Annotated in this window: 29 protein-coding genes; 18 read left to right on the forward strand and 11 right to left on the reverse strand. The window is 65.4% G+C overall.

What is annotated here, in order from left to right:
• Nucleotides 1-2: 2 nt before the first annotated feature.
• Entirely contained in the window at nucleotides 3-755 is a 753-nt protein-coding gene (locus Q0718_RS05275; RefSeq protein WP_298914553.1) for a VTT domain-containing protein, read from the reverse strand.
• A 32-nt stretch (nucleotides 756-787) separates the two neighbouring features.
• Nucleotides 788-1,597 (reverse strand): DUF547 domain-containing protein, encoded by an 810-nt coding sequence (locus Q0718_RS05280; protein ID WP_298914556.1) that lies wholly within the window; start codon nucleotides 1,595-1,597, stop codon nucleotides 788-790.
• A gap of 242 nt (nucleotides 1,598-1,839) precedes the next feature.
• Between Q0718_RS05280 and rpmH the strand changes: the two genes are divergently transcribed.
• The 7 genes from rpmH to Q0718_RS05315 are packed head-to-tail and all read left to right on the forward strand — an operon-like array spanning nucleotide 1,840 to nucleotide 7,626.
• Entirely contained in the window at nucleotides 1,840-1,974 is a 135-nt protein-coding gene (gene rpmH, locus Q0718_RS05285; protein WP_298914558.1) for a 50S ribosomal protein L34, read from the forward strand.
• A gap of 22 nt (nucleotides 1,975-1,996) precedes the next feature.
• Nucleotides 1,997-2,371, forward strand: coding sequence for a ribonuclease P protein component (rnpA, locus tag Q0718_RS05290; RefSeq protein ID WP_298914560.1), 375 nt, complete (start codon nucleotides 1,997-1,999; stop codon nucleotides 2,369-2,371).
• A gap of 49 nt (nucleotides 2,372-2,420) precedes the next feature.
• Nucleotides 2,421-4,184, forward strand: a complete 1,764-nt coding sequence (yidC, locus tag Q0718_RS05295) for a membrane protein insertase YidC (RefSeq protein ID WP_298914563.1) — start codon at nucleotides 2,421-2,423, stop codon at nucleotides 4,182-4,184.
• Between the two features lie 14 nt (nucleotides 4,185-4,198).
• Nucleotides 4,199-4,864, forward strand: coding sequence for a ribosome biogenesis GTP-binding protein YihA/YsxC (gene yihA, locus Q0718_RS05300; protein ID WP_298914566.1), 666 nt, complete (start codon nucleotides 4,199-4,201; stop codon nucleotides 4,862-4,864).
• A gap of 35 nt (nucleotides 4,865-4,899) precedes the next feature.
• A complete protein-coding gene (argB, locus tag Q0718_RS05305; RefSeq protein WP_298914568.1) occupies nucleotides 4,900-5,778 on the forward strand; it encodes an acetylglutamate kinase in 879 nt (292 codons plus the stop codon).
• Nucleotides 5,779-5,788: 10 nt separating this feature from the next.
• On the forward strand, nucleotides 5,789-6,883 hold the full coding sequence (locus Q0718_RS05310; RefSeq protein ID WP_298914571.1) for a DUF1036 domain-containing protein: 1,095 nt from the start codon (nucleotides 5,789-5,791) through the stop codon (nucleotides 6,881-6,883).
• Nucleotides 6,880-7,626, forward strand: a complete 747-nt coding sequence (locus Q0718_RS05315; protein ID WP_298914573.1) for a pyrimidine 5'-nucleotidase — start codon at nucleotides 6,880-6,882, stop codon at nucleotides 7,624-7,626. Before Q0718_RS05310 ends, Q0718_RS05315 begins: the two co-directional genes overlap by 4 nt.
• A 48-nt stretch (nucleotides 7,627-7,674) precedes the next feature.
• Here the strand turns inward: Q0718_RS05315 and Q0718_RS05320 are convergent, their stop codons facing one another.
• The 3 genes from Q0718_RS05320 to Q0718_RS05330 all read right to left on the reverse strand — a co-directional run bounded on the left by Q0718_RS05320 (nucleotide 7,675) and on the right by Q0718_RS05330 (nucleotide 10,666).
• A complete protein-coding gene (locus Q0718_RS05320; RefSeq protein ID WP_298914575.1) occupies nucleotides 7,675-8,301 on the reverse strand; it encodes a helix-turn-helix transcriptional regulator in 627 nt (208 codons plus the stop codon).
• A 74-nt stretch (nucleotides 8,302-8,375) separates the two neighbouring features.
• Nucleotides 8,376-9,167, reverse strand: coding sequence for an SDR family oxidoreductase (locus Q0718_RS05325; RefSeq protein ID WP_298914578.1), 792 nt, complete (start codon nucleotides 9,165-9,167; stop codon nucleotides 8,376-8,378).
• A 146-nt stretch (nucleotides 9,168-9,313) separates the two neighbouring features.
• Nucleotides 9,314-10,666: an ammonium transporter gene (locus Q0718_RS05330; RefSeq protein WP_298914581.1), complete on the reverse strand. Its 1,353-nt coding sequence runs from the start codon at nucleotides 10,664-10,666 to the stop codon at nucleotides 9,314-9,316.
• 164 nt (nucleotides 10,667-10,830) lie between these two features.
• On the opposite strand from Q0718_RS05330, the gene Q0718_RS13665 reads away from it, so the two are divergent.
• Nucleotides 10,831-11,208: a DUF952 domain-containing protein gene (locus Q0718_RS13665; protein WP_366523827.1), complete on the forward strand. Its 378-nt coding sequence runs from the start codon at nucleotides 10,831-10,833 to the stop codon at nucleotides 11,206-11,208.
• Between the two features lie 17 nt (nucleotides 11,209-11,225).
• Here Q0718_RS13665 and Q0718_RS05335 read toward each other — a convergent pair whose 3' ends face one another.
• Nucleotides 11,226-12,377, reverse strand: a complete 1,152-nt coding sequence (locus Q0718_RS05335; protein WP_298914584.1) for a hypothetical protein — start codon at nucleotides 12,375-12,377, stop codon at nucleotides 11,226-11,228.
• A 121-nt stretch (nucleotides 12,378-12,498) separates the two neighbouring features.
• On the opposite strand from Q0718_RS05335, the gene Q0718_RS05340 reads away from it, so the two are divergent.
• Nucleotides 12,499-13,557: a quinone-dependent dihydroorotate dehydrogenase gene (locus Q0718_RS05340; RefSeq protein ID WP_298914587.1), complete on the forward strand. Its 1,059-nt coding sequence runs from the start codon at nucleotides 12,499-12,501 to the stop codon at nucleotides 13,555-13,557.
• Here the strand turns inward: Q0718_RS05340 and Q0718_RS05345 are convergent.
• Nucleotides 13,554-14,174 (reverse strand): EipA family protein, encoded by a 621-nt coding sequence (locus tag Q0718_RS05345; RefSeq protein ID WP_298914590.1) that lies wholly within the window; start codon nucleotides 14,172-14,174, stop codon nucleotides 13,554-13,556. The two genes, Q0718_RS05340 and Q0718_RS05345, sit on opposite strands and share 4 nt — an antisense overlap.
• Before the next feature lie 60 nt (nucleotides 14,175-14,234).
• Here Q0718_RS05345 and Q0718_RS05350 point away from each other — a divergent pair, with 60 nt between their 5' ends.
• Complete coding sequence (locus Q0718_RS05350) at nucleotides 14,235-15,104, forward strand: hypothetical protein (RefSeq protein WP_298914593.1); 870 nt, start codon at nucleotides 14,235-14,237, stop codon at nucleotides 15,102-15,104.
• Nucleotides 15,105-15,177: 73 nt separating this feature from the next.
• Complete coding sequence (locus Q0718_RS05355) at nucleotides 15,178-16,077, forward strand: LysR substrate-binding domain-containing protein (protein ID WP_298914596.1); 900 nt, start codon at nucleotides 15,178-15,180, stop codon at nucleotides 16,075-16,077.
• Nucleotides 16,078-16,087: 10 nt separating this feature from the next.
• On the opposite strand, the gene Q0718_RS05360 is transcribed toward Q0718_RS05355, so the two are convergent.
• The 3 genes from Q0718_RS05360 to Q0718_RS05370 form a co-directional block, all read right to left on the reverse strand.
• Complete coding sequence (locus Q0718_RS05360) at nucleotides 16,088-16,831, reverse strand: hypothetical protein (RefSeq protein WP_298914599.1); 744 nt, start codon at nucleotides 16,829-16,831, stop codon at nucleotides 16,088-16,090.
• A gap of 157 nt (nucleotides 16,832-16,988) precedes the next feature.
• Entirely contained in the window at nucleotides 16,989-18,158 is a 1,170-nt protein-coding gene (locus tag Q0718_RS05365) for a saccharopine dehydrogenase NADP-binding domain-containing protein (RefSeq protein ID WP_298914602.1), read from the reverse strand.
• Between the two features lie 11 nt (nucleotides 18,159-18,169).
• Nucleotides 18,170-19,243 (reverse strand): SMP-30/gluconolactonase/LRE family protein, encoded by a 1,074-nt coding sequence (locus tag Q0718_RS05370; protein ID WP_298914604.1) that lies wholly within the window; start codon nucleotides 19,241-19,243, stop codon nucleotides 18,170-18,172.
• 191 nt (nucleotides 19,244-19,434) lie between these two features.
• Between Q0718_RS05370 and Q0718_RS05375 the strand changes: the two genes are divergently transcribed.
• The 4 genes from Q0718_RS05375 (at nucleotide 19,435) to Q0718_RS05390 (ending at nucleotide 22,695) form a co-directional block, all read left to right on the forward strand.
• On the forward strand, nucleotides 19,435-20,235 hold the full coding sequence (locus Q0718_RS05375; RefSeq protein WP_298914607.1) for a 1-acyl-sn-glycerol-3-phosphate acyltransferase: 801 nt from the start codon (nucleotides 19,435-19,437) through the stop codon (nucleotides 20,233-20,235).
• The gene (locus Q0718_RS05380) at nucleotides 20,232-21,560 is read left to right on the forward strand and encodes an MFS transporter (protein WP_298914610.1); all 1,329 of its coding nucleotides are present in this window, start codon (nucleotides 20,232-20,234) and stop codon (nucleotides 21,558-21,560) included. Before Q0718_RS05375 ends, Q0718_RS05380 begins: the two co-directional genes overlap by 4 nt.
• Nucleotides 21,557-22,066: an RNA methyltransferase gene (locus Q0718_RS05385; RefSeq protein WP_298914613.1), complete on the forward strand. Its 510-nt coding sequence runs from the start codon at nucleotides 21,557-21,559 to the stop codon at nucleotides 22,064-22,066. Before Q0718_RS05380 ends, Q0718_RS05385 begins: the two co-directional genes overlap by 4 nt.
• Nucleotides 22,067-22,179: 113 nt before the next feature.
• On the forward strand, nucleotides 22,180-22,695 hold the full coding sequence (locus tag Q0718_RS05390) for an invasion associated locus B family protein (protein WP_298914616.1): 516 nt from the start codon (nucleotides 22,180-22,182) through the stop codon (nucleotides 22,693-22,695).
• Here Q0718_RS05390 and Q0718_RS05395 read toward each other — a convergent pair.
• Nucleotides 22,692-23,138: an ABA4-like family protein gene (locus Q0718_RS05395; RefSeq protein WP_298914619.1), complete on the reverse strand. Its 447-nt coding sequence runs from the start codon at nucleotides 23,136-23,138 to the stop codon at nucleotides 22,692-22,694. The genes Q0718_RS05390 and Q0718_RS05395 overlap by 4 nt on opposite strands.
• A 151-nt stretch (nucleotides 23,139-23,289) precedes the next feature.
• On the opposite strand from Q0718_RS05395, the gene Q0718_RS05400 reads away from it, so the two are divergent.
• The 3 genes from Q0718_RS05400 to Q0718_RS05410 all read left to right on the forward strand — a co-directional run bounded on the left by Q0718_RS05400 (nucleotide 23,290) and on the right by Q0718_RS05410 (nucleotide 24,697).
• The gene (locus tag Q0718_RS05400; RefSeq protein WP_298914622.1) at nucleotides 23,290-23,658 is read left to right on the forward strand and encodes a YMGG-like glycine zipper-containing protein; all 369 of its coding nucleotides are present in this window, start codon (nucleotides 23,290-23,292) and stop codon (nucleotides 23,656-23,658) included.
• 90 nt (nucleotides 23,659-23,748) lie between these two features.
• Nucleotides 23,749-24,120: a lecithin retinol acyltransferase family protein gene (locus Q0718_RS05405; protein ID WP_298914625.1), complete on the forward strand. Its 372-nt coding sequence runs from the start codon at nucleotides 23,749-23,751 to the stop codon at nucleotides 24,118-24,120.
• Nucleotides 24,121-24,226: 106 nt separating this feature from the next.
• Nucleotides 24,227-24,697: a BLUF domain-containing protein gene (locus tag Q0718_RS05410; RefSeq protein ID WP_298914628.1), complete on the forward strand. Its 471-nt coding sequence runs from the start codon at nucleotides 24,227-24,229 to the stop codon at nucleotides 24,695-24,697.
• The last annotated feature ends 84 nt before the right edge of the window (nucleotides 24,698-24,781 follow it).

Consider the following 24,781-nt stretch of genomic DNA (forward strand, 5'->3'; position numbering starts at 1 on the left):
TTTTATGCCGCGCCCGCAGGCGCGCCTTTGATCGTCTTGTAGAGAATGGGAAGGAGGGAGAGCGCGATCAGTCCGAGGATCGGCAGAATGATCTGCGGCTGGAGCATCAGGCCGGAAAGCTCCACGTCCTCGCCGGCGTCGAAGATCGCGCCGACGCCCGCGCCGACACTGGCATAGACCAGAGATCCCGGAATGATGCCGAAAAAGGTGGAAAGGACGTAGTTGCGCCAGTGCACGTCGAACAGGGCGGGCACGATGTTGACGATGAAGAAGGGGAAGGCCGGGATCAGGCGCAGGATGAATAGGTAGGACAGTTCGTTCTTCTTCAGCCCGGCCTCGAACTTCTGCATGTAGGGTCCGGCCTTGCGGGCCAGGGCGTCGCCGAAGGCATAGCGGGCGGCCAGGAAGATGGCGGTCGCCCCGAGCGTCGCGCCGACCACCACGCCCAGGCCGCCGACCCAGGTGCCGAACAGGAAGCCGCCGAAGATGGACAGGAAGCTCGCCCCGGGAAAGCTGATCCCGACCAGCACGGCATACAGGGCGATGAAACCGAGCCAGACGAGCAGGAAGTTGTCCGCGACCAGCGCGCTCAGGGCCTCGCGATTGTCCCGCAGGCCGTCGATGGAGACGTAGCCGGGACCCCCCAGCGCGAAGAAAGCGGCCAAGGCCGCAGCGATGATCCCGAGCGGCAGCAGGCGCTTCCACAAGGGTTTGGGCGCTGCCGGCGGCGCATCGGTCAGGGGAGTTTCTGTCATCGATCTTCGTTCCGTAGGCCTCGTCCGGCCCGCTATTTCGGTCGGTTGAGGGTCCAGTCGTAATGGCTTCCCTTGAAGCTGGCGCCGGACGTCAGGGCTTGCAGCCGTTCGCCTGTGGCATGTTCGGCCAGATGGGCGCGCAGACCGGCTTCCGTATCGCCGAAATCTTCCGAGAACCATCGATAGATCTTGGAGACGGCGATCCGGCCGTCGTCGCGGATCCGCACGCCGCGGTCGGCATTGACGAAGGCGGCGGCGGCGGCGCGCTGATCGCCTTCCAGACCCTCCGCGGTCCACAATTCGCCGCGCAGGTTCGGACAGCCGATCGAGGCGCAATTGACCATGTAGTGGATGTAGGGCGTGGCGTAATCCACGCGCAGAATGTCGTGTTCGATATTGTCGAGGCTGAGACTTTCGCCCTCCACCGTGACGACATCGCGCTTCCACGGGCCGGTCGTGAACGGCCCGAGCGAGCGGATCGACTTGACCGGATAATCGTCCAGCACCACATCCAGCGTCACGGCGTTGTAGAGGTTGGCCCAATAGGCGGTCGCCTCCGGCGCGCTCATGGCGGAGGGTGTGCGCGCGGCCTGTTCGGCGATGAAGGCCTTGACGTGAGCATGATCTCCGCCGTCCTTCACGGCGGCGTAGTCGAACAGGGCCACCCCGTCCGGCCCCGGGCTCATGTGCCGGGACAGCACCGCCGCATAGGCTTGCGAGACGGGCGACAGTCGTGACGGCGCCTCGGTCATGGAGACCTCCTTGAAGGGCGATCCTGGGTTTGCGGGCGCCGTGAACGGCATGAGCGCAAGCGACGCCGCGATCAGGGTGGAACGTAACATGAAAAAAATCCTCGAACTGACTGCCCGGCCCGCTAGCGCGTTCCCGGCGGGTGCGCCTTACACGTCCCTTCACATCCGCGAGAGGATTTGGCGAGCGTTTCGAGAGCGGTCACGGGCATGGCCGGCCGTCCCTGAAGCCGCCGCTTGACTTCCCCAGGCCGCGCTCATAATGCCCGCGTCTGTAATTTCGACAGGCCCGGCGCGAACTGCGCGGACATGTCCCTGATCCTTAGAGTAGTCCGATGAAACGTACATTCCAGCCGTCCAATCTCGTTCGCGCCCGCCGTCACGGCTTCCGCGCCCGCATGGCGACGAAGAACGGCCGCAAGGTCCTGGCGCGCCGCCGGGCCAAAGGCCGCAAGTGCCTGTCGGCCTAGGCTGACCTTCGGGCGCAAGCCCATGACCATATCCGATCCCGCAAAGCTCGGAACGCTGAGGAAGCGTTCCGAGTTTTTGCATGTGCGGGACGGCGATTACGCGGCGCGCGGCGCGGTCGTCGTCCAAGTCCGCGCCAATCCGGCGCACGGCGCGGTCCGCTACGGCGTGACGGCCACGAAACGCATCGGCAATGCCGTCACCCGCAACCGCGCCAAGCGCCGCCTGCGCGAGATCGCGAAGGCGCTTCTGCCCGAACTGGGACGCCCCGGCCATGATTACGTGCTGATTGCGCGCGACCGGACGCCGGCCTGCGACTGGGATCGTTTGCTGTCCGACGCGCGACGGGCCTTGCAATCCCTACCCGGTCCGGGGCAAAGCCCCGCGCGAAAGCCGTAGCGCCCTTCATGCGTCACGACCCCTTGTTTCTCATCTGAGCGAAGACCCTATGGACGACCAGCGCAGATTCATCACCGCCATGGCCCTGTCCGCCGTGGTGTTCATGGCCTACTGGTTCCTGTTCGTCCTGCCGACGCAACAGGCCGCCAAGGCGGACGCCGAACGCGAGATGGAGCGGCTGGCCAACGAACGGCCCGTGGCCGAAACGGTCGCGCCAGCCCCTCAGCCGCGCGAGGTCCTGGTCGCGACAGGCCAGCGGATCCGGATCGACGCGCCCGGCATTCGCGGCAGCCTGCTGACGACGGGGGCGCGCCTCGACGACGTCACGCTTAACGACTATGACAAGACGCTCGATCCGGCCGACGGCCAGGTGGAGCTCCTGTCCCCGGAAGGCAGTGTGCGGTCCGGCCTGGTGGCCGACAACTGGGTCATGCCCGGCATGACCGGCGACACGCTCGGGCTGAACACGCCCTGGGCCGTCGTGTCCGGCACGACGCTCAGCCCCGACAGCCCGGTCGTGCTGCGCACAACCGTCGGCGGCGTGGATATCACCCGCACGCTCACCGTGGACGACCATTTCCTGATCACCGCCGACGACGTCCTGACCAATAACGGCGCGCAGCCCGTCACGCTGAACCGGCGCGGCGTCGCGCGGCAGGTCAACCTGCCCGAAGGCCTGCTGAACTTCTTCATCATCCAGGAAGGCCCGGTTTCCGTCCAGGACGACAGCTATCACGACTTCACCTACAAGAAGGCCGCCAAGGAAGACTGGTCCAATTCGGGCGCAGCCGGATGGGCAGGCATCACGGACCGCTATTGGCTGCATGCCGCCATCGCCCCTCAGGACGGCACGACGACCGTCGACTACACGCACCGCCAGATCGACGGCAACGCGGTCTGGGATTCGGCCTACACGACCGAAGCGATGACCCTGACGCCCGGCGCCACGCTGAACTCCACCGCCTACCTCTATGCCGGGGCGAAGGAACGGCCCGTGCTGGAAGCCTATGAGGACGAGCTCGGCATCGTCGGGATGAGCCGCGCCATCGACTGGGGCATGATGGGCCTGCTGGTGCGGCCGATCATGTGGCTGCTGTCCTGGCTCGGCAATGCGCTTGGCAATTTCGGGCTCGGCATCCTGGCCCTGACCTTCATCATCAAGCTGCTCATGTTCCCGCTGTTCAACAAGCAGTATGCGAGCCAGGCCAAGATGAAGAAGGTCATGCCCCAGACCAAGAAGCTGCAGGAGCGGTACAAGGACGACCGCATGAAGCTGCAAAAGGAAATGATGGGGCTCTACAAGAAGGAAGGCGTCAATCCGGCCGCCGGCTGCCTGCCGATCATCCCGACCATCTTCGTCTTCTTCGCGCTCTACAAGGCCGTGTTCATCGACATCGACCTGCGCCACGCGCCGTTCATCGGCTATATCGACGATCTGTCGGCACCGGAGTCGGTCTCGATCCTCAACGGCTTCGGCTTCCTGCCCAACGATCCGCGGCCCGGCGGGCTGCTGGCCTTCATCGCGCTGGGCCCGCTGGCGGTCCTCTACGGCGCGTCGATGAGCCTGATGTACATGCTGACCCCGCCGACGGGCGATCCGATGCAGGCCAAGATCTTCAAGTTCATGCCGTGGCTGTTCATGTTCATCCTGGCCAGCTTCCCCGCCGGCCTGCTGCTGTACTGGTGCTGGAACAATGTCCTGTCCTTCATGCAGCAATGGTTCGTCACCAAGCGCAACAATGTCGATACGCCGATCGACGCTTTCTTCCGCAAGATCACCGGCAAGCCCGATCCTGTGGATGCGGCCGAGTAAGAGGATCTGAGGAGGTGGAGCCCGGCCCGTCAGACCCGCAAGTCGACGCCTCCCGCATCGAGGCGGGGCGTCTGCTTTTCGCGCGGCCCGTCGATTTCGTGAAATCGGCCGTGTCGCTGGACACGTTGCCGCCCATGGGTCCGCCGGAAGTCTGCTTCGCCGGACGATCAAATGTCGGCAAGTCGACGCTGATCAATGCGCTGACCGGGCACGGGGGTCTGGCGCGGGCGTCCAACACGCCCGGCCGGACGCAGGAGCTGAACTATTTCAACGCCCAGGACCGTCTTTTCATCGTCGACTTGCCGGGCTACGGCTTCGCCAAGGCGCCCAAGCACAAGGTCGCGGCCTGGACGCGGCTGACGCGGGACTTCCTGCGCGGCCGCGCGACCCTGCGGCGCGTCTTCCTGCTGGTCGACAGCCGTCACGGGCTGAAACCCGTCGATCTGGACCTCATGGACATGCTGGACGAAACGGCCGTGACCTACCAGGTCGTGCTGACCAAGATCGACAAGCTCAAAAAGGGCCAGCGCGAGCGCGTCCTGAGCGCGACCCAGGCCGCGCTGGCCAAACGCCCGGCCGCCTATCCGGTCGTGGCGGTGACCAGTTCGGAAAAAGGCACCGGCCTGCCGGAGCTGCGGGCTGAAATTGCCGACTTGGCGCTGTCCGAAGACGCCCTATAACGCCGTCCATGGATGCTCCCACGGATAGTCTGGATATGAGCGACGCTTCCCGCCGTCCCGGCGAAGGCGGCTGGACCTCCGCTGCCACCCTGTCGCGCGCCCTGCCCTTCATCCAGCGTCATGCCGACGCCACCATCGTGGTGAAATTCGGCGGACACGCCATGGGCACGCCGGAGCTGACGGCCGAGTTCGCCCGCGACATCGTCCTGCTCCGCCAGGTCGGGGTTCGTCCCGTCGTGGTGCATGGCGGCGGGCCGCAGATCGGCTCCATGCTGCGCCGTCTCGATATCGAAACGAAATTCAAGGACGGGTTGCGCGTCTCCGACATGGAAACGGTCGGCGTCGCCGAGATGGTGCTGTCCGGCGCCATCAACAAGGCGATCGTCTCGGCCATCAATTGCGCCGGCGGCCAGAAACGGGGATTGGCCGTCGGCCTGTCCGGCCGCGATGCCAATCTGATCACGGCCGCGCCCAAGGGCGAAGGGCTGGGCTTCACCGGCGTCCCGGTCGCGACGGACATAAAGGTGCTCACGACCCTCACGGATGCGGGCTTCATCCCCGTCGTCTCGCCCATTTCGGCGGACGCCGCCGGAGACGGCTTCAACATCAACGCCGACACGGCCGCCGGAACGCTGGCGGCGGCCTTGGGGGCGACACGCCTGATGCTGATGACCGATGTCGAGGGCGTGCTGGACACCCGCAAGCGCTTGCTGACCGATCTGTCGCGCGTCGACGTGGAGGCTCTGATCGCCGACGGCACCGCGCAAGGCGGCATGATTCCGAAACTGCAGACGGCCATGGACGCCGTCACGGACGGCGTCGAAGCCGTCGTCATCCTCGACGGGCGCAAGGCGCACGGTCTGCTGGTCGAACTGTTCACCGACGAAGGCGCGGGAACGCTGATCCATGCGTAAGGCTCGGTCCATGCGTGAGCCGTTGATCCGCCTTCTGTCCGGTATCGGGGTCGCGCTTGCGGCCGCGACCTTCGCCGCCGCCCAAGGGAATGCGGAAACCGACGGGGTGTCCGACATCACGGTCGTGCCGCCCGACCCCACCCTTATCGGACAGACGACGGAATGGCGGATCTGCAACGAGACCTCCTACGTTCTGCGCACGGCCAGCGCGTTCACGCGCGGGGCGGGCATGACGGCCAAGGGGTGGAACGAAATCCTGCCCGGCGGCTGCATCGCTCTGACCACGCCGGTCATGGGGCCGCGCTTCCTGTTCGCCGAAAGCATCGACGCCTATCAGGGCGGCGTCCGCGAGTGGAAGGGCACGACCCCGCTTTGCGTGGACGATGTGGCCGATTTCGCCGCCCCGGCGACGCAGGATTGCCGCCTGGCCAACCGGACGGAGCGCGATTATTTCGCCGTCCGGCCCGGCGAGCCCGTCACGACGCTGGTCGAACCGCTCGACTATGGCCGCGAAAGGGCCGTGGTCGCGGCCCAGCAGCGCCTGTTGCGCGACGCCGGCTACGCCGTCAGCCGCGTCGACGGTGTGGCGGGACGCCGGACCTCGCGCCTGTTGCGCACCTTCCGCGACGATAATGGGCTCGCGGCAACCGTCACCGGCGAGCCGCTGATGCGCGCCCTGGTCGACGCCGCCAAGCGCGCCCAGGCCACGGTCGGGCTGGAAATCTGCAATCAGAGCTCCGCCCCCGTCTGGGCCGCCGTGGCCACGCGCGAGGACGATGCGTGGCGCTCGCGCGGATGGTGGCGGACGGCGCCGAACAGCTGTGTCGAACCGCTCGATATTTCCCTGATCGGCACCGACGCGCATTTCTTCGCCCTGCAGGAAAGCGACGGCGATACCGATCTGTGGCTGCGCACCGTCGCCACGACCCCGGCGCAGTTCTGCATCGCCGAATCCCGCTTCGATGCGCCGGGCAACGATATGTGCGTGGACCGGGGCTACACGGTCGCATCCTTCCGTCCGCTTCCCACTGAAGAGGGCCGGGCCCGCGTCCGCCTGACGGATGCGGATTTCGCGGAACGGCGTCCCGGCGGGCTGCGGCGTTGACCCAGACAGACGCCGTTCGGGCAAGGCCGGGGGGCGGCGAACCGATCATCGACCTCTCCGGCATCCGCACCTGGATCTTCGATCTCGACAACACGCTCTACCGCGCGAATGTGAGCTTCTTCGCCGATATCGGGGAGAAGATGACGGCTTACATCTCCCGCTATCTGGCGCTGCAGCCCGATCAGGCGCGTCAGCTGCAGGAAGAATATTTTCACGATTACGGCGCGACCCTGTCGGGGATGATGGACATTCACGGCATGGATCCGGCCGAGTTCCTGGACTACGTCCACGATGTCGATCTGTCGGTCTTGGCACCCAATCCGCCCTTGCGGCACGCCATAGCCGCGCTGCCGGGTCGGCGTTTGATCTTCACCAATGGCTCGCGCGGACACATCCGCAACGTGGCCGGCCATCTGGACCTGCTGGATCTGTTCGAAGGCGGGTTCGCCATCGAGGACGCGCATTACATCCCCAAGCCCAAGCGCCCGGCCTACGAGACCTTCCTCGACGTGTTCGACGTCGATCCGGCGACGGCGATCTTCTTCGAGGATACGCCGCGCAATCTGGAAGTGCCGAAACAGATGGGCATGACGACCGTGCTGGTCGGCGAGGAGGCGGATTGGGGCCGGGGCGTGTCGGTCAACCGCACGTCGGGCACGGCGCGCCAGGCGGATTGGGTGGATGCGGTGACGGACGATCTGGCGGGGTGGTTGCGGGCGCATTGCCCTCGAACCGATCTGTAAGGGTGCTCACAGCGAAAACACCCGCTCGGGGCGGGTATTTCCCGTCGATCACGTCCCGATCCAGACGATCCGCGCGATCCACGCCACTTGCCGTCGCGGCAGCACCCGGTCGTCATATTCCGGATTGACGGAGACCAGTTCGATCTGCGTTTCGCTCATGCGGAACAGTTCCTTGGCCATGACCTCGCCCTCGATCGTCTTGACGACCACGCGGTCGCCGCGGCGGACGGGCTCGTTCGGGCTGACGACGACGCGGTCGCCCGCGCGCATGACGGGCGCCATGCTGTCGCCCGCGATCTGCAGGCAATAGGTGCCCGGGTCCTTGACGCCCGGAATGCGCACATCTTCCCAACCCCCGCCGATGGGAAAGCCGCTATCGTCGAAGAAGCCGCTATCGCCGGCCTGGGCATGGCCGATCAGCGGCACGCTGGGCCCGCGCGCATGGGACTGGTCGGCGAAGCGGGCGAAATCCTCGAACGTCATCTCCACCGTGCCGAGGACTTTGGACAGGCTTTCCGTGGACGGCCAACGGTTCTTGCCGGACGGCGAGCAGCGCTTGGACTTGTTGAAGGTGGTGGGATCGAGCCCGGCCCGGCGCGCCAGACCCGACGGACTGGTGGACAGCGCGCCCGCCAACCGGTCGAGCGCATTCCAGATATCGGTATGGGAGAACATAGGTTAAGGTCGTTAGGAAGATATCCCTATGCCGTCAAGCGGGGTGAGGGAAAATTTTCGCCGGCAGCGCCGGACTATTCCGGCGTGGCCGCCGATCCGGCCAGCAATCCGCCATCGATCGTCATCTCCGCGCCCGTCATGTAGCGGGCTTCGTCGGAAGACAGCAGCACCACCAGCGCTGCGACTTCCTCGACGGTCCCGAACCGCTGCATCGGCGTCTCCCTGACGAGCGCGGCCATGGCCGCTTCTCGCGCTTCGTCGCTCTGGTCTTCCGGACCCAGCATCGGCTCCCACATCGGGGTCAGGATCGCGGCCGGATGGACGGAGTTGCAGCGGATATCCAGACCTTGCTGTGCGCAATAGAGCGCCACCGTCTTAGTGTGGTTGCGGATCGCCGCCTTGGACGCGGCGTAGGCGGCGGCGGCGGGAATGCCGACCAGGCCGGAGCGCGACGAAATGTTGACGATCGCGCCTGTGCCCTTCCCGCGCATCGCCCGGATGGCGTAGCGGCAACCCAGGAACGTGCCGTCCGTATTCACGCCGTGGACCGCGCGCCAATCGTCCAGCGAGGCATGTTCCGGATCGTGCGGCACGGGACCGTCTTCGAATCCGGTGATCCCGGCATTGTTGACTAGGATGTCGATCTGCGGATAGGCGGCGGCCAGCGCGGTCCAATCCGCTTCGTCGCTGACGTCGAGACGCATGAAACCGGCCTCCAGCTCCCGCGCGAGCGCTTCGCCGCCCTCCTCGTCGATGTCGGTCAGGACGACCCGCGCCCCTTCGGCCGCAAAGGCCCGGGCGATCCCTTCGCCAATCCCGCGCGCCGCGCCGGTGATGATGGCGGTCTTGTCGTTCAGTCTTTTCATCCGCGAGCCTTTGCGGGCTCGGACGACGCTGTCAACGCGGACCGCCTTTGCAAAAAAACCCCCGTCGCTGCCACAGGCAGGACGGGGAGAGGTGTGCGAGGCCGACCAGGCGTCGCAGGGGGAAAGCAGAGGGAAACAGCTTCGCGCTAGGGCGTGACGAACTCCGGATAGGCGGGAACGCCGATTTCGGCTTGGTCGAGGCCGATGATCTCGTCCTCTTCCGACACGCGCAGGCCGATCGTGGCTTTCAGGGCGAACCAGACTACGGCGGAGACGAGGCTGACGAACAGGCCGACCGTCAGCACGCCGATCAGCTGTGCCAGGAATGCGATCTCCGGCGTGGTCCAGGCCACGACCAGCGTGCCGAAGATGCCCGCAACCAGATGCACCGGAATGGCGCCGACAACGTCGTCGATCTTCAGCCTGTCGAGCAGCGGCACGGTGAGGCAAGCCAGCAAGGATCCGACCGCGCCGATCAGGATGCTCTGCGGCACGCTGGGGTCAAGCGGGCCAGCCGTGATGGCGACGAGGCCGGCCAGCGCGCCGTTGATGGCCAACGTGACGTCCACCTTGCCGTAGCGCAGCTGGGTATAGAGCACGGCGGCCACGACCCCGGCGGCGGCGGCCGTATTGGTGTTGACGAAGATGCGCGCGACGTCGTCAGCGTCACTGATCGTGCCCATGGCCAATTGGGACGCACCGTTGAAGCCGAACCAGCCGAGCCACAGGATGAACATGCCGAGCGTGGCGAGCGGAATGGAACTGCCCACGATGGGCACGGTCCGGCCGCCGACATATTTGCCCAGGCGCGGGCCGAGGATCCACGCCCCCATCAAGGCCGCCCAGCCCCCCGTGCTGTGAACCAGCGTGGACCCGGCGAAATCGGAAAACTCCGAGCCCGCAAAGGCGACGAAATCGTCTGAATTCAGCATCCCGCCGCCCCATTCCCACGCCCCGACGATCGGATAGATGAGCCCCGTCAGCACGACCACAAAGATCATGAACGGCCAGAACTTGATCCGTTCGGCGACCGTTCCCGACACGATCGAAGCCGTCGTGGCGCAGAACACCATCTGGAAGAACCAGTCTGAATAGGCCGAATAGCCCGTCGCCAGATCGTCGTCGGTGAACGCGTAAGGCAAGGGTGCGCCCATGAAGCCGCCTTCGCCCACGCCGTACATGACGTTGTAGCCGATCGCCCAGAAGACCAGCCCAGCCACCGAATAGAGCGAAATGTTCTTCAGGCACTGCATGGAGACGTTCTTGGTCCGCACGAATCCGGCTTCCAACATGGCGAAGCCCGCCGCCATCCACATGACGAGAAAGCCGCCGATCAGGAACAGCAGCGTATTGAAGACGAATTGCGTCGAATTGGCCGCCTCAACCACGACGACGGCGTCCTGCGCCGTGGCGATGCCGGGCAACAGCGCAGGCGCCAAACCCGCTGCGATGGCCGCCCCTCTCATCTTCATCCAGTTGCGTCCGCCAATTCCGCCCATGCCTGTCCCTCCAGATCATCTCAAGACCGGTGGACCGGAGACGATATCCGATCGGCCAGCGAGTCCTTCCTCTCGTCTTGGGTCGGTCGGCAGGGGCGATGAGCAATATCTGTGCGTCCGCCGCCGCCTATTGCCCCGACACTGTGCATTCGCCATGAGGCCACATGCCGATTGACCCGACACCCACGCCATCGGAACCTGCCTTCATCTACAAGATCTTCAGCCCAGCGGATTGGGCGACTTTCCAGTGTGATGGTCTGACGCACGGCAGCGTGCTCGACCAGACGGACGGCTTCATCCACTTTTCGACAATCGGCCAGCTCCAGGGAACGCTAGACAGGCATTATGCGACTGCCGCGCAGATCGTTCTGGCCGAGATCGACAGGACAGCTCTGAATGGTTCTGAGTTATGCTGGGAGTCGTCGCGCGGTGGAGCTCTTTTCCCGCATCTCTACGGCTCCTTGCCTCGGTCCGCTTTGCGGCGGCACTGGATTTTACGGCCTGGGTCCGATGGACGATACGACGTGTCCGCCATAGGGTGACGCCCCGGCTTCTTTCGTCAGTCCAATAGATGGCCGCGCAAAGCCGCCAAGCGGGACATGGCTTCGTCCTCCGGCCATCCCGTCAGACGGCCGACGACCTTTCCGTCTTCCAGAAACAGAAAAGTCGGCGTCGCCCAGAGTTCGACTTCGGGCCAGTCCTCGCGCGCATAGGCGATATGATGCGCCAGTTCGGGCTCCTCGTCCGACCAGCGTCTTTGCGGAGCGTCGCTGGGCAGTTCCGATGGCGGGGACACCCAAAGGGACGACCGTGACATCGCCGCGAACAACGCGTCGTCCCGCGTGATGGCGGCGCGGGCTCGATGGCAGAAGCCGCAGGACGGGCTGCTCAACACCAATAGGCCGTAATCGGTCAAATCGACGGCCCGTTCCCGCAACGTCCCGTCCCGCGCCAAGGTCAGGACACGTCGTTCTCCGGGCTTCAGATCGACCCGCTCCGGCCAGCTCGGCGTGATGAGTTCATAATGTGGCCGAGCTTGGGAGAAGCGCTCCGCCGCGGCTAGGTCACGGCGGTCGATATAGGCTCGGTGCAGCCGGCGGGCATCTTCCGGACGCGCCTGTTCTCGTGACTCCAATCGGCGGAACAGCCCCTCCAATGTCTCCGGACCGTAGCCCGCCTGGCCGGCTTCGAGCATGAGCGTCCGGATGGCCCAAGGCCCGGCTGCGCCCAACAGAGCCTCCCATTGCTCGCGAGGTAGATGCGAATCCAATCGCGCGCGCACGCGATCCTGGGAGGTTTCATCGAAATCGCCCGCCTCCGTCTTTTGCAACGAGACGAGCCGGGCGGCCAGCTCGCTCGGCGGAGACAGGTCATTTTCGCGCACGGGGCAATGGGGACGCGCCGGATCGGCTTCCGCGTCGAATAGGCCGAGCAAGGCTTGCCTCTCCTCCGGGTTCAGATCCGACAGGTAGATGTAAGCATAACTTGTCAGGCCGCGATCACCGAAGACGAGGCTGTTGACGAAGAAATAGCGGGCTTCCTCGTCCAGGCAGTCGAAGGGAGAGACTTCACTGCTTTTCAGATATTCGGCAACTGCGGCGGGTGTGGAAAGAACCTTGGGGGAGATGTCCGATGCCGCACAGGCTCCCGTAACCAACCCTGCGGCCACGATCCCGATAAAACCTTTGTGTATTGTCGGAGACAGGCTCATGCCTTCTCCTACCTCTATCGGTGCATCATGCCAAACGGCTTGGGCTCGGGCCTGGCCATCGAGGCGTGGCGGCGCTATCGGTCCGGTCGATCGCCGCAACGACCGGATCGGACAATTTTCCATGAGCCTGCTCTACAAGACCGGCACAGCCTTTTTGCGCCGTCTTCCGGCCGAAACCGCCCATACGACCACCGTCAGGCTGTTGCGGGCCGGGTTCGGGCCCCAAGGCCCGGCCATCGACCGGCCCGAGCTTCGAACACGCATCGGTGGGCTCGATCTGCCCAACCCGGTGGGGTTGGCGGCGGGGTTCGACAAGAATGCCGACGTGCCGGACGCCATGCTGGCCAGCGGGTTCGGCTTCGTGGAGTGCGGCACAGTCACGCCGCGCGCACAAGCCGGGAACGCCCGTCCGCGCCTGTTCCGCCTGTCCGAGCACGACGCCGTCATCAACCGGATGGGGTTCAACAATGACGGGCTGGACCCGTTCGCCCGTCGCTTGCGCGCCCGCCAGGACCGGCCGGGCATCGTCGGCGCCAATCTGGGAGCCAACAAGGACAGCCCCGACCGTATCGCCGATTACGTGGATGGGCTGACGCGCCTCTGGGGTCTGTGCGACTATTTCACCATCAATATCAGCTCGCCCAACACGCCCGGCCTGCGCAAGCTGCAGGGCGCGGACGAAATGGACGAATTGCTGGAACGGATCGCCCAGACCCGGAGCGGCTTGGCCGCGGGCGGCCCTAACTATCCCGTCTTCCTGAAGGTGGCGCCCGATCTGGACGAGGGAGCCGTGCCGCGCGTGGTCGAACAGGTCCGCACCTACGCGCTGGACGCCATCATCGTGTCCAACACGACCATCGACCGGCCCGACAGCATCGGCGCGCGGTGGAAGGACGAGGCGGGCGGCCTGTCCGGCCAGCCCCTGTTCGGGAAATCCACCCGGCTGCTGGGCCAGTTCTTCGATGCGACCGAAGGCCGGATCAACCTGATCGGCGTCGGCGGGGTCGGCTCCGGCGCCCAGGCCTATGCCAAGATCCGCGCCGGGGCGAAGGCGGTCCAGCTCTACAGCGCGCTGGTCTTCCACGGGCCGCAGCTCGTGGGCGAGATCTGCGAAGACCTCTCTGCGCGGTTGGCCGCAGACGGCTTCGCGACCCTCGAAGAGGCGGTCGGGACCGGCTAGAACGGCAAAGCGCGCTTTTTCGTATAGCGCGTGTAGCCGACATTGGCGCCAAGGCGCACGCCGACACCGGTCCGCACGGGGGCCAGCGTGATGCCGTTCGTGCTCTGATAGTTCACGGCCATGCCGCCGATCAGGAAGGCCGACCCATCCACGCCCGGAAAGCGGCGATAGATGTCGTCGACGTCCTGCAGGTCATAGACCAGCGTGAAGACCTTGCTGGCCTCGCCGCCTACATCGAACCCGATCGTCGGACCCTGCCAGTAGATCTCGCGGCTGGTCCCGTCCTTCATCCACAGCGTGCCCTTGCCGAAGCGCGCGCCGATGGTCAGGGCACCGCCGCCTTCCTCCCCGGTGATGTAGCCGACGGGCTTGCCGCGGTCGCGGAACAGCCGCTCGATGGCCGTGGCCGCCGACTCGCTCGTGACGCCCAGATGGGTCGAGATCGCCGCGACCATCTCGGATTGCTCATAGGTTCGCGCGTCCGTTTGCGCGCGGTCCTGCGCCGTGCGGATATCGTCCGTCGCCGTCGGATTGTTCTGCGCCGTCGCGCAGGCCGACAGGGCGAACGCCGCCAAGACCGCGATTGCGGCATTGCGTAGATAGGGGTTCGTGGTCATGCGATAACTCCGTTCATGCGTCAGGATAATCATCGACGGCGATTTAGGAAGGGCGGAATTGTGACCGATTCTCCATCGGCAACCTTGTTCGACCGCATCGTCGTCGTGGACTGGTCGGCCGCCAATTCGCCCAAGACTGGCGCGGATTCGATCTGGATCGCCGACAGTCACGGCCTGACCCTCAATCCGGCGACGCGCGACGCCGCCATGATTGCGGTCGAAACCGTCATGGAAGCCTCGCGGATACGGCGCGAGCGCCTTCTGATCGGCTGGGACTTCGCTTTCGGCTATCCGGCCGGTTTCGCCGCTGGCTTGGGCCTGAGCGGCTGGGACGGCGTCTGGGCATGGTTGCACGACAGGGTCGAGGACGGACCGGACAACCGCTCCAACCGGTTTGCGGTCGCCGCCCGAGCCAATCGCGTGCTCGGCTCCGCGGATGGCCCGTTCTGGGGCCATGTCGGACGCGACCTTCCGCAGGGGCTCTCCGCGAAGCGCTATCCCGATGGAACGAAAGGCGATTGGCCGTACGCGTTCGGCTATCTGCGCGCTGCGGAACGCCGCCTGCCAAGCGCCTCGCCTGTATTCAAGCTGGCCTATACGGGCAGCGTCGGCAGCCAGGCCCTGCTGGGCATCGCCCGGCTGGAAGGATTGCGGCGACGCCATGCGGACCGGATCGCCGTTTGGCCGTTCGAAACCGGGTTTGCCGATGCGCTCGCCGCCCCGGTGGTGATGGCCGAGATCTACCCGTCCGCGCACTGCGTGCCGGACGGGCCGGACGTGAAGGACCGCCGCCAGGTCGAAGCCGTCCTGCGCGACTTCCAGCTATGGAACGACAGCGGCCGGATGCGGGACGCGCTAAGCGCGCCCGGCCTCGCCGGGGCCGAGCGCCGGGCCGTCATGCGCGAAGAGGGGTGGGTCGTCGGCCTTTGAAGATTTTCCGTGACGGCGGCGCAGTGTGACGGCGGTCCTTGCAAGCCCCGGCGGCGGGCCCGATAGGCGGGCCATGAATCTGCGCGATCTGGAATATGTCCTCGCCGTCACCGAGACCGGCCATTTCGGACAGGCCGCCGAGCGTTGCCACGTGTCCCAGCCGACCCTGTCGGGACAGATCAAGAAACTGGAAGAGGAGCTGGGCGTCCTGCTGTTCGAGCGGGGCCGCGGCGGCGCGCGCGCAACCGAAGCGGGCCGCGCCGTGGCGCAGCAGGCGCGGCTGGCCCTGCGCGCGGCCGGGGAAATCCGCCAGATCGCCCAAGCCGCGCAGGATCCGTTCGCCGGTGAATTCCGGCTGGGCCTGATCCCGACGGTCGCGCCCTATCTGATCCCGCGTTTCGTGGCGCGGCTGCGCGACGCGCTGCCGGAGCTGTCCGTCATCTACCGAGAGGACATCACGGAACGGTTGGTGCAGGATCTGGAAGCCGGGGAGATCGACGCCGCAATCCTGGCCACGCCGCCCGAATCCGACGCACTCGAAGCCATCCCGCTCTATACGGAGCCGTTCCGCCTGGTCTTCCCGGACGGGCACGACCTGTCCTCGCTCGCGCATCTGCGCATGGCCGACGTGGACCGCGACGACGTGCTGCTGCTGACCGAAGGCCACTGTTTCCGCGATCAGGCCCTGGCCATCTGCGACACGCCCGCCCGGCCCGCCTCCTTGCGCGCCACTTCGCTGGAGACACTCATCAACCTCGTCGCGCAAGGCCAGGGCGTGACGCTTGTCCCGGCCCTCGCCATGGGCGGCCTGTCGGACGAGCTGGGCCTGCAGGACCGCACCCTGGAGGACGAAGGCGCGGCGCGGCGCATCAACCTGACCGTTCGGCGCAGCACATCGCGCCGCATCCTCGCCAAGCGCGTTGCCGCCATCATCCGCGACGGCCTGCCCGACACGGTCAGCGTCGCTTCTTGATCGATTCCGGCTATTCCCCGTCCTGTTCGGAGGGTCGGCATCTTTTGGCGAGAAAGTCATCTAGCGCTGCAAGCCCCAGGCTTTCACGCGTCGGAAACCCGGCGACAGGGCGATGATCGATCGGAAAACCCGGCACGGCCGGACCCGGTGCAGGACAGTGTGTATGCGTGCCGTAGGTCTGCGTTCCATCGCTTGCGATCTGCAATCTGTCGTGAAGCGCCGCAATCGGCTGGCCCAGATCCGGCTCCGCTTCATGCGCGGCGAGGAGCGCATCGAGAACGGATCGCTGCGTCGTTTGGAACATTTCCGCATGCTGAACGAGAACGTAGATCGCCTCGCGCGTCTTGTCGGACCTGTAGAACCGCACGATCTGCTCGCGGCTCAGCCGGTCGAGCCAGCTCGCATTCTCCATGCGCACAACGGCGGTCTGCAGGACCGGAATGCGGGCGGCGCCCGGGGCGCATGACGATGCTTCGATCGAAAGACCGTCGGAGGTGAGGCCCAGCAGGTGCTGGTCCCAGGAACATCGCCGTAGCAGTTCGCGCGCCAACGGTCCGCTCTGCGCCGCAAGTGTGCTGCCACAGGCGTGTGTGTCGTCGAGGCGGGCCTTCGCCTTGGCCGCATGCCGGTTCCAGACAGGCCCGCACAGGCCGGGCGGCTGGGATGCAAACGATTCCATGCTCGAGCGAATGTTGTTGGCCAATGCCTGACGCTCCGGCTCGGCCCTGTCGGATGTCAGACAGGATCGCAGCATGACCGGGCCACCCATGAGCGCCTCGCAGAATTCGAGCAGGCAGTCTTCCAACTGTGCCGCACCGCGCGGGGACCCGGCAGCAGCGTTTCAAAAAAGATGGAGGCCGCCAAGAACGACCAGACTCGACAAGGCCGTTCGAAGGAGGCGCATCAGCGCATCATCCCTCCATGCGGAACGTCAGCCCCGCATGGGCCTCCAGCCGCTCGATCAGGGCGTTGCCGAACGCCGGCGCTGGCGTGTAGACGCCGCCGGGCGTGACGTCGCGGTCCACGTCGCGCGTGAGGCAGAGGGCGGCTTCGGCGATCATCTTCGAGGTCGAGCCGTAGCCCGGATCCTTGTCGCCCGTCACGACGGCGGTCATGGCGTCGTTTCCGTCTCCGCCATAGAAGGCGATCTCGTAGAAGCCGTTGTCGCGTTCTTCCTGGGTCGGGCCTTCGCCCGGTTTCGGCGGGGTCTTGCCGAAGGGATCCTGCGACGCGACCATTTCGGCGGTCTGTCTGCCTTGATCGCCCGGGCCGGTGAACATCATTTCGTCATAGGTGAAATCTTCGCCGTAAGCGTGGTTCATCAGCGCGTTGGAGCGGTGGATGTTCTTGGTGTTGATCGCGGCCATGATGAAAGGCGCGGACCAGCTGCCGAGGTCCGGTTCTTCCATGGGTTTGTGCCCGGTCGGCTGTTTCGGTCCGGTGAAGCCGTCTGATAGCGAAAACGGATCCTTCAGCCAGTCGAGGATGTGCGGCTCTTCCTTCGCGCGCACCAGCGTATGGCCGAGCGAGGCGGCCGTGCCGCCGGAAAACTTGCCTTCCATCTTGCGCACGCGGCCGCGCACGCGCGAAAACGGCTCGCCCCGCTTCGCCTTGGCTTTGCGCTGCAACAGATAGACGCCCATGTCGAAGGGGATGGAATCGAAACCGCAACTATGCACGATGCGCGCCCCGCTCGCTTTGGCCGCGTCGTCGTAGCGGTCGATCATGTCGCGCATCCAGGCCGGCTCGCCCGACAGATCGACATAGTCCGTCCCGGCCGCGACGCAGGCCTTGACCAGCGGTTCGCCGTAGAGCTGGTAGGGGCCGACCGTGGTGATGACAGCTTGCGTCCGCTCGCACATCGCAGCGAGGCTGTCGGGATCGGATGAGTCCGCGACGATGAGGTCGACACTGTCCGGCAGGCCCATCTCGGCCCGCACGGTTTCCAGCTTGTCTTGGGACCGGCCCGCCATCGCCCAGCGCAGATCGTCGCCATATTCGGCGTGCAGATATTCGGCGACGAGGCGGCCCGTATAGCCGGTGCTGCCATAGACGACGAGTTCGTAGAAGCGATCAGACATGCGGGGTCCTTCTAAGGGTAGGGGCGGTAGCCGAGGGTCGGCGACAGCAGGGAGGTGACATACATACGGTCGCCCACGACGACGGCGCCGGTCGTGGTGGGATATCGTCCGTCCAGATCGTGCCAGCTGCGCAGGACGTCGCCATCCGCATCGACCTGGAGGATCAATCCATAGGGCTGCGCGCTGGGCCGCAGGGATTCCGGCAGACGCATGGCGATCTTGCGCATCAGGACATTGCCCGCATTGGCGTCCAGCCACTCGGAGCGCGGGCTGACGATGCCGATGAGGTAAGTGCCGTCCGGGCCGCGATTGATATTGTCCGGGAAACCGGGAAGGTTGTCGATCAGGACGGTTCGAGCGCCGCCGTCCGGGTCGATCTTCAGCAGGCGGTAGCGGCCCGTTTCGAGCATCATCACGTCTCCGTCCAGGGCCATGGCGACGCCGTTGGCGAAGACGAAACCGTCCGCGACCATACGGGTTTCTCGCGTGGCCGGATCGTAGGCAAGCAGGCGGCCCGTCCCGGCGGACTCCATGATTTCGAGCAGGCTCGCATCCAGGGTCGACCCGGCATCTTGCGCGCCGAACTTGGTGGAGGCGTCGGAAAAATAGATCGTGCCGTCATCCGCAATGTCCAGATCGTCGGCGTAGAGGATCGGCGTCCCGTCAACGCTGTCCGTCAATGTCTCGACCGATCCGTCCATTCCGACCGACAGCAATCCGCGATAGGCGTCCGCCACGATCAACCGGTTCGTGGCCGGGTCCATCTCCAATCCCAAGGGAACGCCGTTCGTTTCCGCCAGAACGGACACGGTCTCGGTGTCGGGATCGACGCGCAGTATGTAGCCTTCCTGCGTCGCCGTGAGCAGACGGCCGTCATCCAGCGCGACGATGTCTTCGGGGCCGTGATGCGGGGCCAGGTCGATATGGGTGAGGTCGGCCAGATCGCGGTTAGGGGCGAAGTCGCCGACATAGCCCGTGTCTTCCGGCGCGTCCCAGGCCGCGGGCGCGACGGATACGGGCCAAAGCAGGAGATAGGCGATCACCAGGACGATGATGGCCAGAACGGCGGACAGGGCTTTCTTCATGCGGTCTCCACGGTCCCATGGCTAGGACGCACGCAAGGCCGGCGCAAGGTGAGGCGTGGCGGCATCGCGTGTGTGGGACGGATGATCCGGCGGCGATCCTCCCCCAAGTCGACCTTCCGCTCACGCATGGCGCGCTTTCGGTTTCGTCGCGCCGCTGGACAAGGCGCGGTCCGCCCGCCACTCTCGCCATCATGATCCGGTCCACCCTGTTCAACCTGTTCTTCTATGCGGCCACCGCGCTCTATGCGGTGATCGGCGTCGTGTTCAGCCTCGTGCCCGGACGGGCGTTGCTGATGACGTCCTTGCGGCGCTATACGCAGCTGGTCCGCTGGGGCCTGCGCACGATTGCGGGCGTCACGGTCGAGGTCACGGGCCATGAACGCGTGCCGGACGACGGACCGGTCATCATCGCGGCCAAGCATCAGAGCTATGGCGACGGCATCGTCATGTTCCACCAGTTCGACGACCTGTCCTTCGTCACGGGCGACCATCTGGAGAAGTTCTGGCTCATCAAAGTCATCCTCGCCAAGATGAATGCTGTCGTGGTGGAGAGCTGCGGCGGGGCGGGGACATGGGCGCGCATGGCCGAGACATCCCGCATCGTGCGCGAACAGGGCCGGCGCATCCTGATCTACCCGGAAGGCCATCTCAGCCGCGTCGGCACCCATCATCCCTACAAGAAGGGGGTCTGGCATCTGCAGCAGGACTTCGATTGCCCCGTCGTGCCGGTCGCGACCAATCTGGGCCAGCGCTGGAACCAGAGGGACTGGATCAAGCATCCGGGGCCTGCCAAGGTGGAATTCCTCGACCCGATCCCGCCCGGTCTCGGCAAAGAGGCGTTCATGACGCGGCTGCAAGACCGGATCGAGACGCGCTCGCTCGAATTGCTCGACCATGCGGTCCCCGGCGCGCTCGACCCGGACGATATCGGCAAACTCGCTCTGAACAAGACCGCCCAGGCCCGTGCCGCGCGCAACAAGGCCCCCGCGTGAGCGCGAAAGCCGCCGGACATCTGTTGCGGCAGCGGCGGTTTGCGCCGCTTTTCGTGCTGTTCCAGACAGGCACGTTCAACGACAACACGCTGAAGAACGCGTTGATCGCGCTGATCACGTTCGGCGGCGTGGCCTTCCTGTCCGACCTGCCGAGCCAGATCCGCGTGCCGGTCGCCGCCTTGATCTTCACCGGTCCGTTCACGATCCTGTGCGCCATTTCCGGCCAGATCGCGGACAAGGTCGACCGCGGCGTGATCTTCCGCTGGGTCAAGCGCGCCGAGATTCTCATCATGGCGCTGGCCGGGCTCGGCTTCCTGCTCGAAGACGTGCGCATCCTCGCCCTCTGCCTGGGCTTGATGGGCGCTCAATCGGCCTTCTTCTCCCCGACCAAGAACGCCGTTCTGCCGCAATGGCTGACCAAGGACGAACTCATCACCGGCAATGCGCTGATGAGCGGGGTCCAGTTCGCCGTGCTGCTGATCGGCACGATCGTCGGCACGGCGGTGATCCAGACCGGCACGGGCACGATCGCGATCGTGCTGTTCGTGATGGCATTGTTCGGCTGGCTCGCAGCCGAACAATGCCCTCCCGCGCCCGCGCCGATGCCGGACTTGAACGTCAATTACGAGCCCGTCAGCGCGACATGGACCATCCTCAAGACGGCGTTTTCCAATCCCGACGTATTGCGTCCATTGCTCGGCGTGAGCTGGTTCTACGGCCTGTCGACCGTGTTCGTGACGACCTTTCCGGATTATGTCGCCTCGGTGATGGGGTTCGAAAACCTGGTCCTGATGCTGATTCTGGCGATCTCGACCCTCGCGATCCTGGTCGGGTCCCTGCTGACCATGCTCATCGGCGATTGGAAGGTCTGGGGTCCGGAGGCCGTACGACTGTCGGCGGTCGGCATCATCGGGGTCGCTTTATTCACGCTTGGCCTCTACGCCCTGCCGAGCCCGACCTATGCGGGGACCGAGGCCATCGGGCCGCTGTCGGACTTCCTGTCCGATCCGCTCACCCCTCTCTTCCTGGCCTGCCTGGTCGGGGCGTCCTTGTGCAACGGCGTCTTTCTGGTCCCGTTGCAAGCCATGGCGCAGCGCCGGTCAGATCCGGCCATCCGCGCCCGGCTGATGAGCGCAGGCTCGGTCCTGCTCAACCTGTTCGTCAACTTGACCACTTTCGGGTTGATCGGACTGGCGGCCATGAATGTCGGCCCGAAGACGCCTTTCCTGATCATCATCGTCGGCAGCGCTTTCGTCGCAGGCTATGCGATGTACCGTTCGGTCAGGTTGGTCGAGCGTCCCCATCCCGGCGTGGCGGCCGAATGATGCGCGGCTATTTCGGCATTGGCAGCGAAGGCCTGTCCAAGGCGCACAATCTGGGCGTCATCCTGCGCACGGCCCATGCGTTCGGCGCGAGTTTCGCCTTCACCATCGGGTCCGACCTGGACGACAGGAGCGTCCGGCAGACCGATACGTCCGGGTCCAGCACCCATCTGCCCTATTACCGCTGGCCGGATTTCGATCCCGCACGTTTCCCCGAAGGCTGCGTGCTGGTCGGCGTGGAACTGACGGACGACGCAGTCGATCTGCCCAGCTTCCGCCACCCCCTCAACGCCGCCTACATTCTCGGCCCGGAAAAAGGATCGCTGTCGCAACCCGTTCAGGACGCCTGCGCCCACATCGTGAAGATCCCGACGGCGTTTTGCGTCAATGTCGGGTTGGCGGCCGCCCTGGCGCTCTATGACCGGTCCATCCTGTTCGGCGGCCATGCCCCGCGCCCGCTCGTGCAGAAGGACCGCAAGCGCAAGACGGGGCTGGGGCGGAACGGCTGATGGTCGAACGGTTTCACCGGCAAACCCTGCCGTGCTGGCCGACACGGCCGCACTGTTAAAAATGTGCTGACGTTAAGCGACAATTAAGCCTGAAGACGGTCTATACCAGCCTTATGAAACGCTTGCTCATTCCTGCCCTGATCGCCATCGCCTCATGGGCCGTCCTGGTTCCCGTACCGGCGGCGGCCAACCAGCCCCGGCTGGACAGCACGCATGGCGACTGGACCGTCTACACGCGCGGCAACGGCGCGGCGAAGACCTGCTACGCCGTCAGCCGCCCGACCGCCCTGTCGCCGGAGACCGTCCGTCACGGCGACGTCTTTTTCCTGGTGTCCAATTGGGCGAACGGCGACGCGACGGAACAGCCCTCCCTGATGACGGGCTTCCCGCTAAAGCCCGCCCGGTCGCCCATGGCCCGCGTCGGATCGACGGGCGTCAACATGTACGGGGCGGAAAACGAAGCCTTCATCGCGGAAGATGCCGACGAGCGCCGCCTGGTCAAGCAGATGCGGGCCGGGGCCAACATGACGGTGGAAGCGGTCTCGGAACGCGGCACCGAAGTGACCTACAATTTCAGCTTGAAGGGCGTGACGGCTGCCTTGCGGAAATCCCGCTCGCTCTGCGGCTAGGTTCCGTCGATCGACCATTTCCGCCTGAGCGCGAAATAGAGCAGCAGCCCTGCCGGGCCCGCCAGGAACGTCAGCAACAGGCAGGGCACCAGCGCCCAATGGCTCATGCCGCGGCGGCGCGCATCGCGCGCCTCCCACAGGCCGACGAACAGATCGAACACCAGATAGTGCACCCAAGCCGTCAGCAGGCCGAACGGATGGGCGAAGATCGTCGCGATGCCTTCCAGCGTCGTGAAATCCGCCGCGCCCGCATCGGGGCCGTAGATCAGCGCGCAGACGAGGAAGCCGACATAGGCCAGACCCAGCAGCACGGGATAGAGCCCGCTATGGACGATCCTGTCGGTCCAGCGCCAGCGCGGCGCCAGGATCAGCAGGACCCAGCCCGGCAGCACGGCGAGATGGATCAGGTTCAGCAATGTCTGGTGGATCGGCTCGATCGTCATGGCGCGGCCTTTTTGGAAGCGAAACGTTTGTTAATGCGCAGCTCATCTTGCGTTTATGTCGCAGGTCGCAGGAACTCTAGACCCGCTTCGGCGTTTTTATCGCCTACGGGTCCTGCGGGGGCCACCCACAATCGGGTCAATGGAGATCACAATGAATACCTATATCAAAACCAGCTTGCTTTGTGTGGCGGCTGTTTCACTCGCGGCTTGCGAAACAACGGATAATGTGGAGCGGGACACAGTGCGCGGAACGGCAATCGGGGCCGCCATCGGCGCCGGCGTCGGCGCCATTTCCGGCGACGTCGGCGTTCTCGAAGGGGCCGCAGTCGGCGCCGGCGCCGGCGCGATCGGTGGCGCGATCCACGGCAGCAACAAGGACAAGAGGATGCAAGACGGCACGATTTACGCGCCCGATCTTGACCGGTCCACCCGCTATCAGGACGCCAATGGCCGCTATTACTACTATGAGAAGGGCACCAACCGCACCTTCTTCGAGAATGGCGATTACCGCAGCGGCTAGGTCCGTTGCCGTCTGATGCGTTTGAACACCCGGCTCCATCGCGGAGCCGGGTGTTTTGCGTTCGGGCGTTCGGCCCTCTATCTGTAGGGCATGAAACGCTATCCCTTCGAACGAACGGCCCGGGTCCATCCGGCTGGAACCTTGCTGGCCGTGCGCGTGCGCGGCTTGTTCGATCACGTCGGTCTGGCGACCGGCTACGGCACGGTCATCCACAGTTCCGCCCGGTTCGGGCGGGTCATGGAAACGGACATGGACGATTTCACTGGCGGACGGCCGGCGCGGCGCGTGGCCTATGCGTCGCCCCTGTCGGGACCCGAAGTGGTGGTGCGCGCTCGCGGCCGCATGGGCCAACGCTACAACCCGCTGGTCCGCAACTGCGAACATTTCGTCAGCTGGTGCGTTTCCGGGCAGGCGCGGTCTTCGCAATTGGGGGTATTCGATATCGGCCGCCATCTGCGCTGAAAAAGCGACATTCGGCCCTTATTTCGGGCAAACCCGCTTCCCGTTCCGTCCGTATGTGTTTTATGCTGACGCGCAACCGCGCCTTTCAACCCGGATCCGAGATTTGATGCCCGACACCCGCCCCGCCCTTCTGGAGATCGTCTATAGCAGCGAGACGCCCGTTCCGATGGGCTCAGAGGAGGTGCGCGCCCTGCTCGACCATTCGCGCCGAAACAACGCGCAAGCCGGTGTGACCGGTCTGCTATGTTATGACCGCCACCAATTCCTGCAGATCATCGAGGGCGAAACCGACGTGATCCTGGACCTGTTCCACACCATCCAGAACGATCCGCGCCACACCGATCTGCGGATCCTGCATGAAGGCGACATCAAGGACCGGGCCTTCTCCGACTGGAAGATGGCCTACGAACCGGTTCCGTCCGGATTGCTGCCGACCCTGACCCGCGCCATCCACCGCCAGCCCCTGGCCCTCGACGGGGGCGGCAAGACCAGTGCCGGGCGCCGCATCTTCACCCTGTTCATGGACGAGATGTATGGCGGACAGGTGCCGGAGCGCGAGACCGCCGACGCGGTGTAGCCTGACCTTGAGGGGCGCTGCGCAACGCCGGTCCGGGGCGACACGGCCGGTGCATCTCGCGGCGCGCTCCGCTAGACGCGTGCC

Origin of the sequence: uncultured Algimonas sp., assembly GCF_947498175.1 — a bacterium.
Taxonomy (GTDB): domain Bacteria; phylum Pseudomonadota; class Alphaproteobacteria; order Caulobacterales; family Maricaulaceae; genus Litorimonas.

Coding starts and splice junctions, on each gene's coding strand:
- Q0718_RS05275 (WP_298914553.1), bottom strand. CDS start 755: ATGACAGAAACTCCCCTGACCGATGCGCCGCCGGCAGCGCCCAAACCC.
- Q0718_RS05280 (WP_298914556.1), bottom strand. CDS start 1,597: ATGTTACGTTCCACCCTGATCGCGGCGTCGCTTGCGCTCATGCCGTTC.
- rpmH (WP_298914558.1), top strand. CDS start 1,840: ATGAAACGTACATTCCAGCCGTCCAATCTCGTTCGCGCCCGCCGTCAC.
- rnpA (WP_298914560.1), top strand. CDS start 1,997: ATGACCATATCCGATCCCGCAAAGCTCGGAACGCTGAGGAAGCGTTCC.
- yidC (WP_298914563.1), top strand. CDS start 2,421: ATGGACGACCAGCGCAGATTCATCACCGCCATGGCCCTGTCCGCCGTG.
- argB (WP_298914568.1), top strand. CDS start 4,900: ATGAGCGACGCTTCCCGCCGTCCCGGCGAAGGCGGCTGGACCTCCGCT.
- Q0718_RS05310 (WP_298914571.1), top strand. CDS start 5,789: ATGCGTGAGCCGTTGATCCGCCTTCTGTCCGGTATCGGGGTCGCGCTT.
- Q0718_RS05320 (WP_298914575.1), bottom strand. CDS start 8,301: ATGTTCTCCCATACCGATATCTGGAATGCGCTCGACCGGTTGGCGGGC.
- Q0718_RS05325 (WP_298914578.1), bottom strand. CDS start 9,167: ATGAAAAGACTGAACGACAAGACCGCCATCATCACCGGCGCGGCGCGC.
- Q0718_RS05330 (WP_298914581.1), bottom strand. CDS start 10,666: ATGGGCGGAATTGGCGGACGCAACTGGATGAAGATGAGAGGGGCGGCC.
- Q0718_RS13665 (WP_366523827.1), top strand. CDS start 10,831: ATGCCGATTGACCCGACACCCACGCCATCGGAACCTGCCTTCATCTAC.
- Q0718_RS05335 (WP_298914584.1), bottom strand. CDS start 12,377: ATGAGCCTGTCTCCGACAATACACAAAGGTTTTATCGGGATCGTGGCC.
- Q0718_RS05340 (WP_298914587.1), top strand. CDS start 12,499: ATGAGCCTGCTCTACAAGACCGGCACAGCCTTTTTGCGCCGTCTTCCG.
- Q0718_RS05345 (WP_298914590.1), bottom strand. CDS start 14,174: ATGACCACGAACCCCTATCTACGCAATGCCGCAATCGCGGTCTTGGCG.
- Q0718_RS05355 (WP_298914596.1), top strand. CDS start 15,178: ATGAATCTGCGCGATCTGGAATATGTCCTCGCCGTCACCGAGACCGGC.
- Q0718_RS05360 (WP_298914599.1), bottom strand. CDS start 16,831: ATGCTGCGATCCTGTCTGACATCCGACAGGGCCGAGCCGGAGCGTCAG.
- Q0718_RS05365 (WP_298914602.1), bottom strand. CDS start 18,158: ATGTCTGATCGCTTCTACGAACTCGTCGTCTATGGCAGCACCGGCTAT.
- Q0718_RS05370 (WP_298914604.1), bottom strand. CDS start 19,243: ATGAAGAAAGCCCTGTCCGCCGTTCTGGCCATCATCGTCCTGGTGATC.
- Q0718_RS05375 (WP_298914607.1), top strand. CDS start 19,435: ATGATCCGGTCCACCCTGTTCAACCTGTTCTTCTATGCGGCCACCGCG.
- Q0718_RS05385 (WP_298914613.1), top strand. CDS start 21,557: ATGATGCGCGGCTATTTCGGCATTGGCAGCGAAGGCCTGTCCAAGGCG.
- Q0718_RS05390 (WP_298914616.1), top strand. CDS start 22,180: ATGAAACGCTTGCTCATTCCTGCCCTGATCGCCATCGCCTCATGGGCC.
- Q0718_RS05395 (WP_298914619.1), bottom strand. CDS start 23,138: ATGACGATCGAGCCGATCCACCAGACATTGCTGAACCTGATCCATCTC.
- Q0718_RS05400 (WP_298914622.1), top strand. CDS start 23,290: ATGAATACCTATATCAAAACCAGCTTGCTTTGTGTGGCGGCTGTTTCA.
- Q0718_RS05405 (WP_298914625.1), top strand. CDS start 23,749: ATGAAACGCTATCCCTTCGAACGAACGGCCCGGGTCCATCCGGCTGGA.
- Q0718_RS05410 (WP_298914628.1), top strand. CDS start 24,227: ATGCCCGACACCCGCCCCGCCCTTCTGGAGATCGTCTATAGCAGCGAG.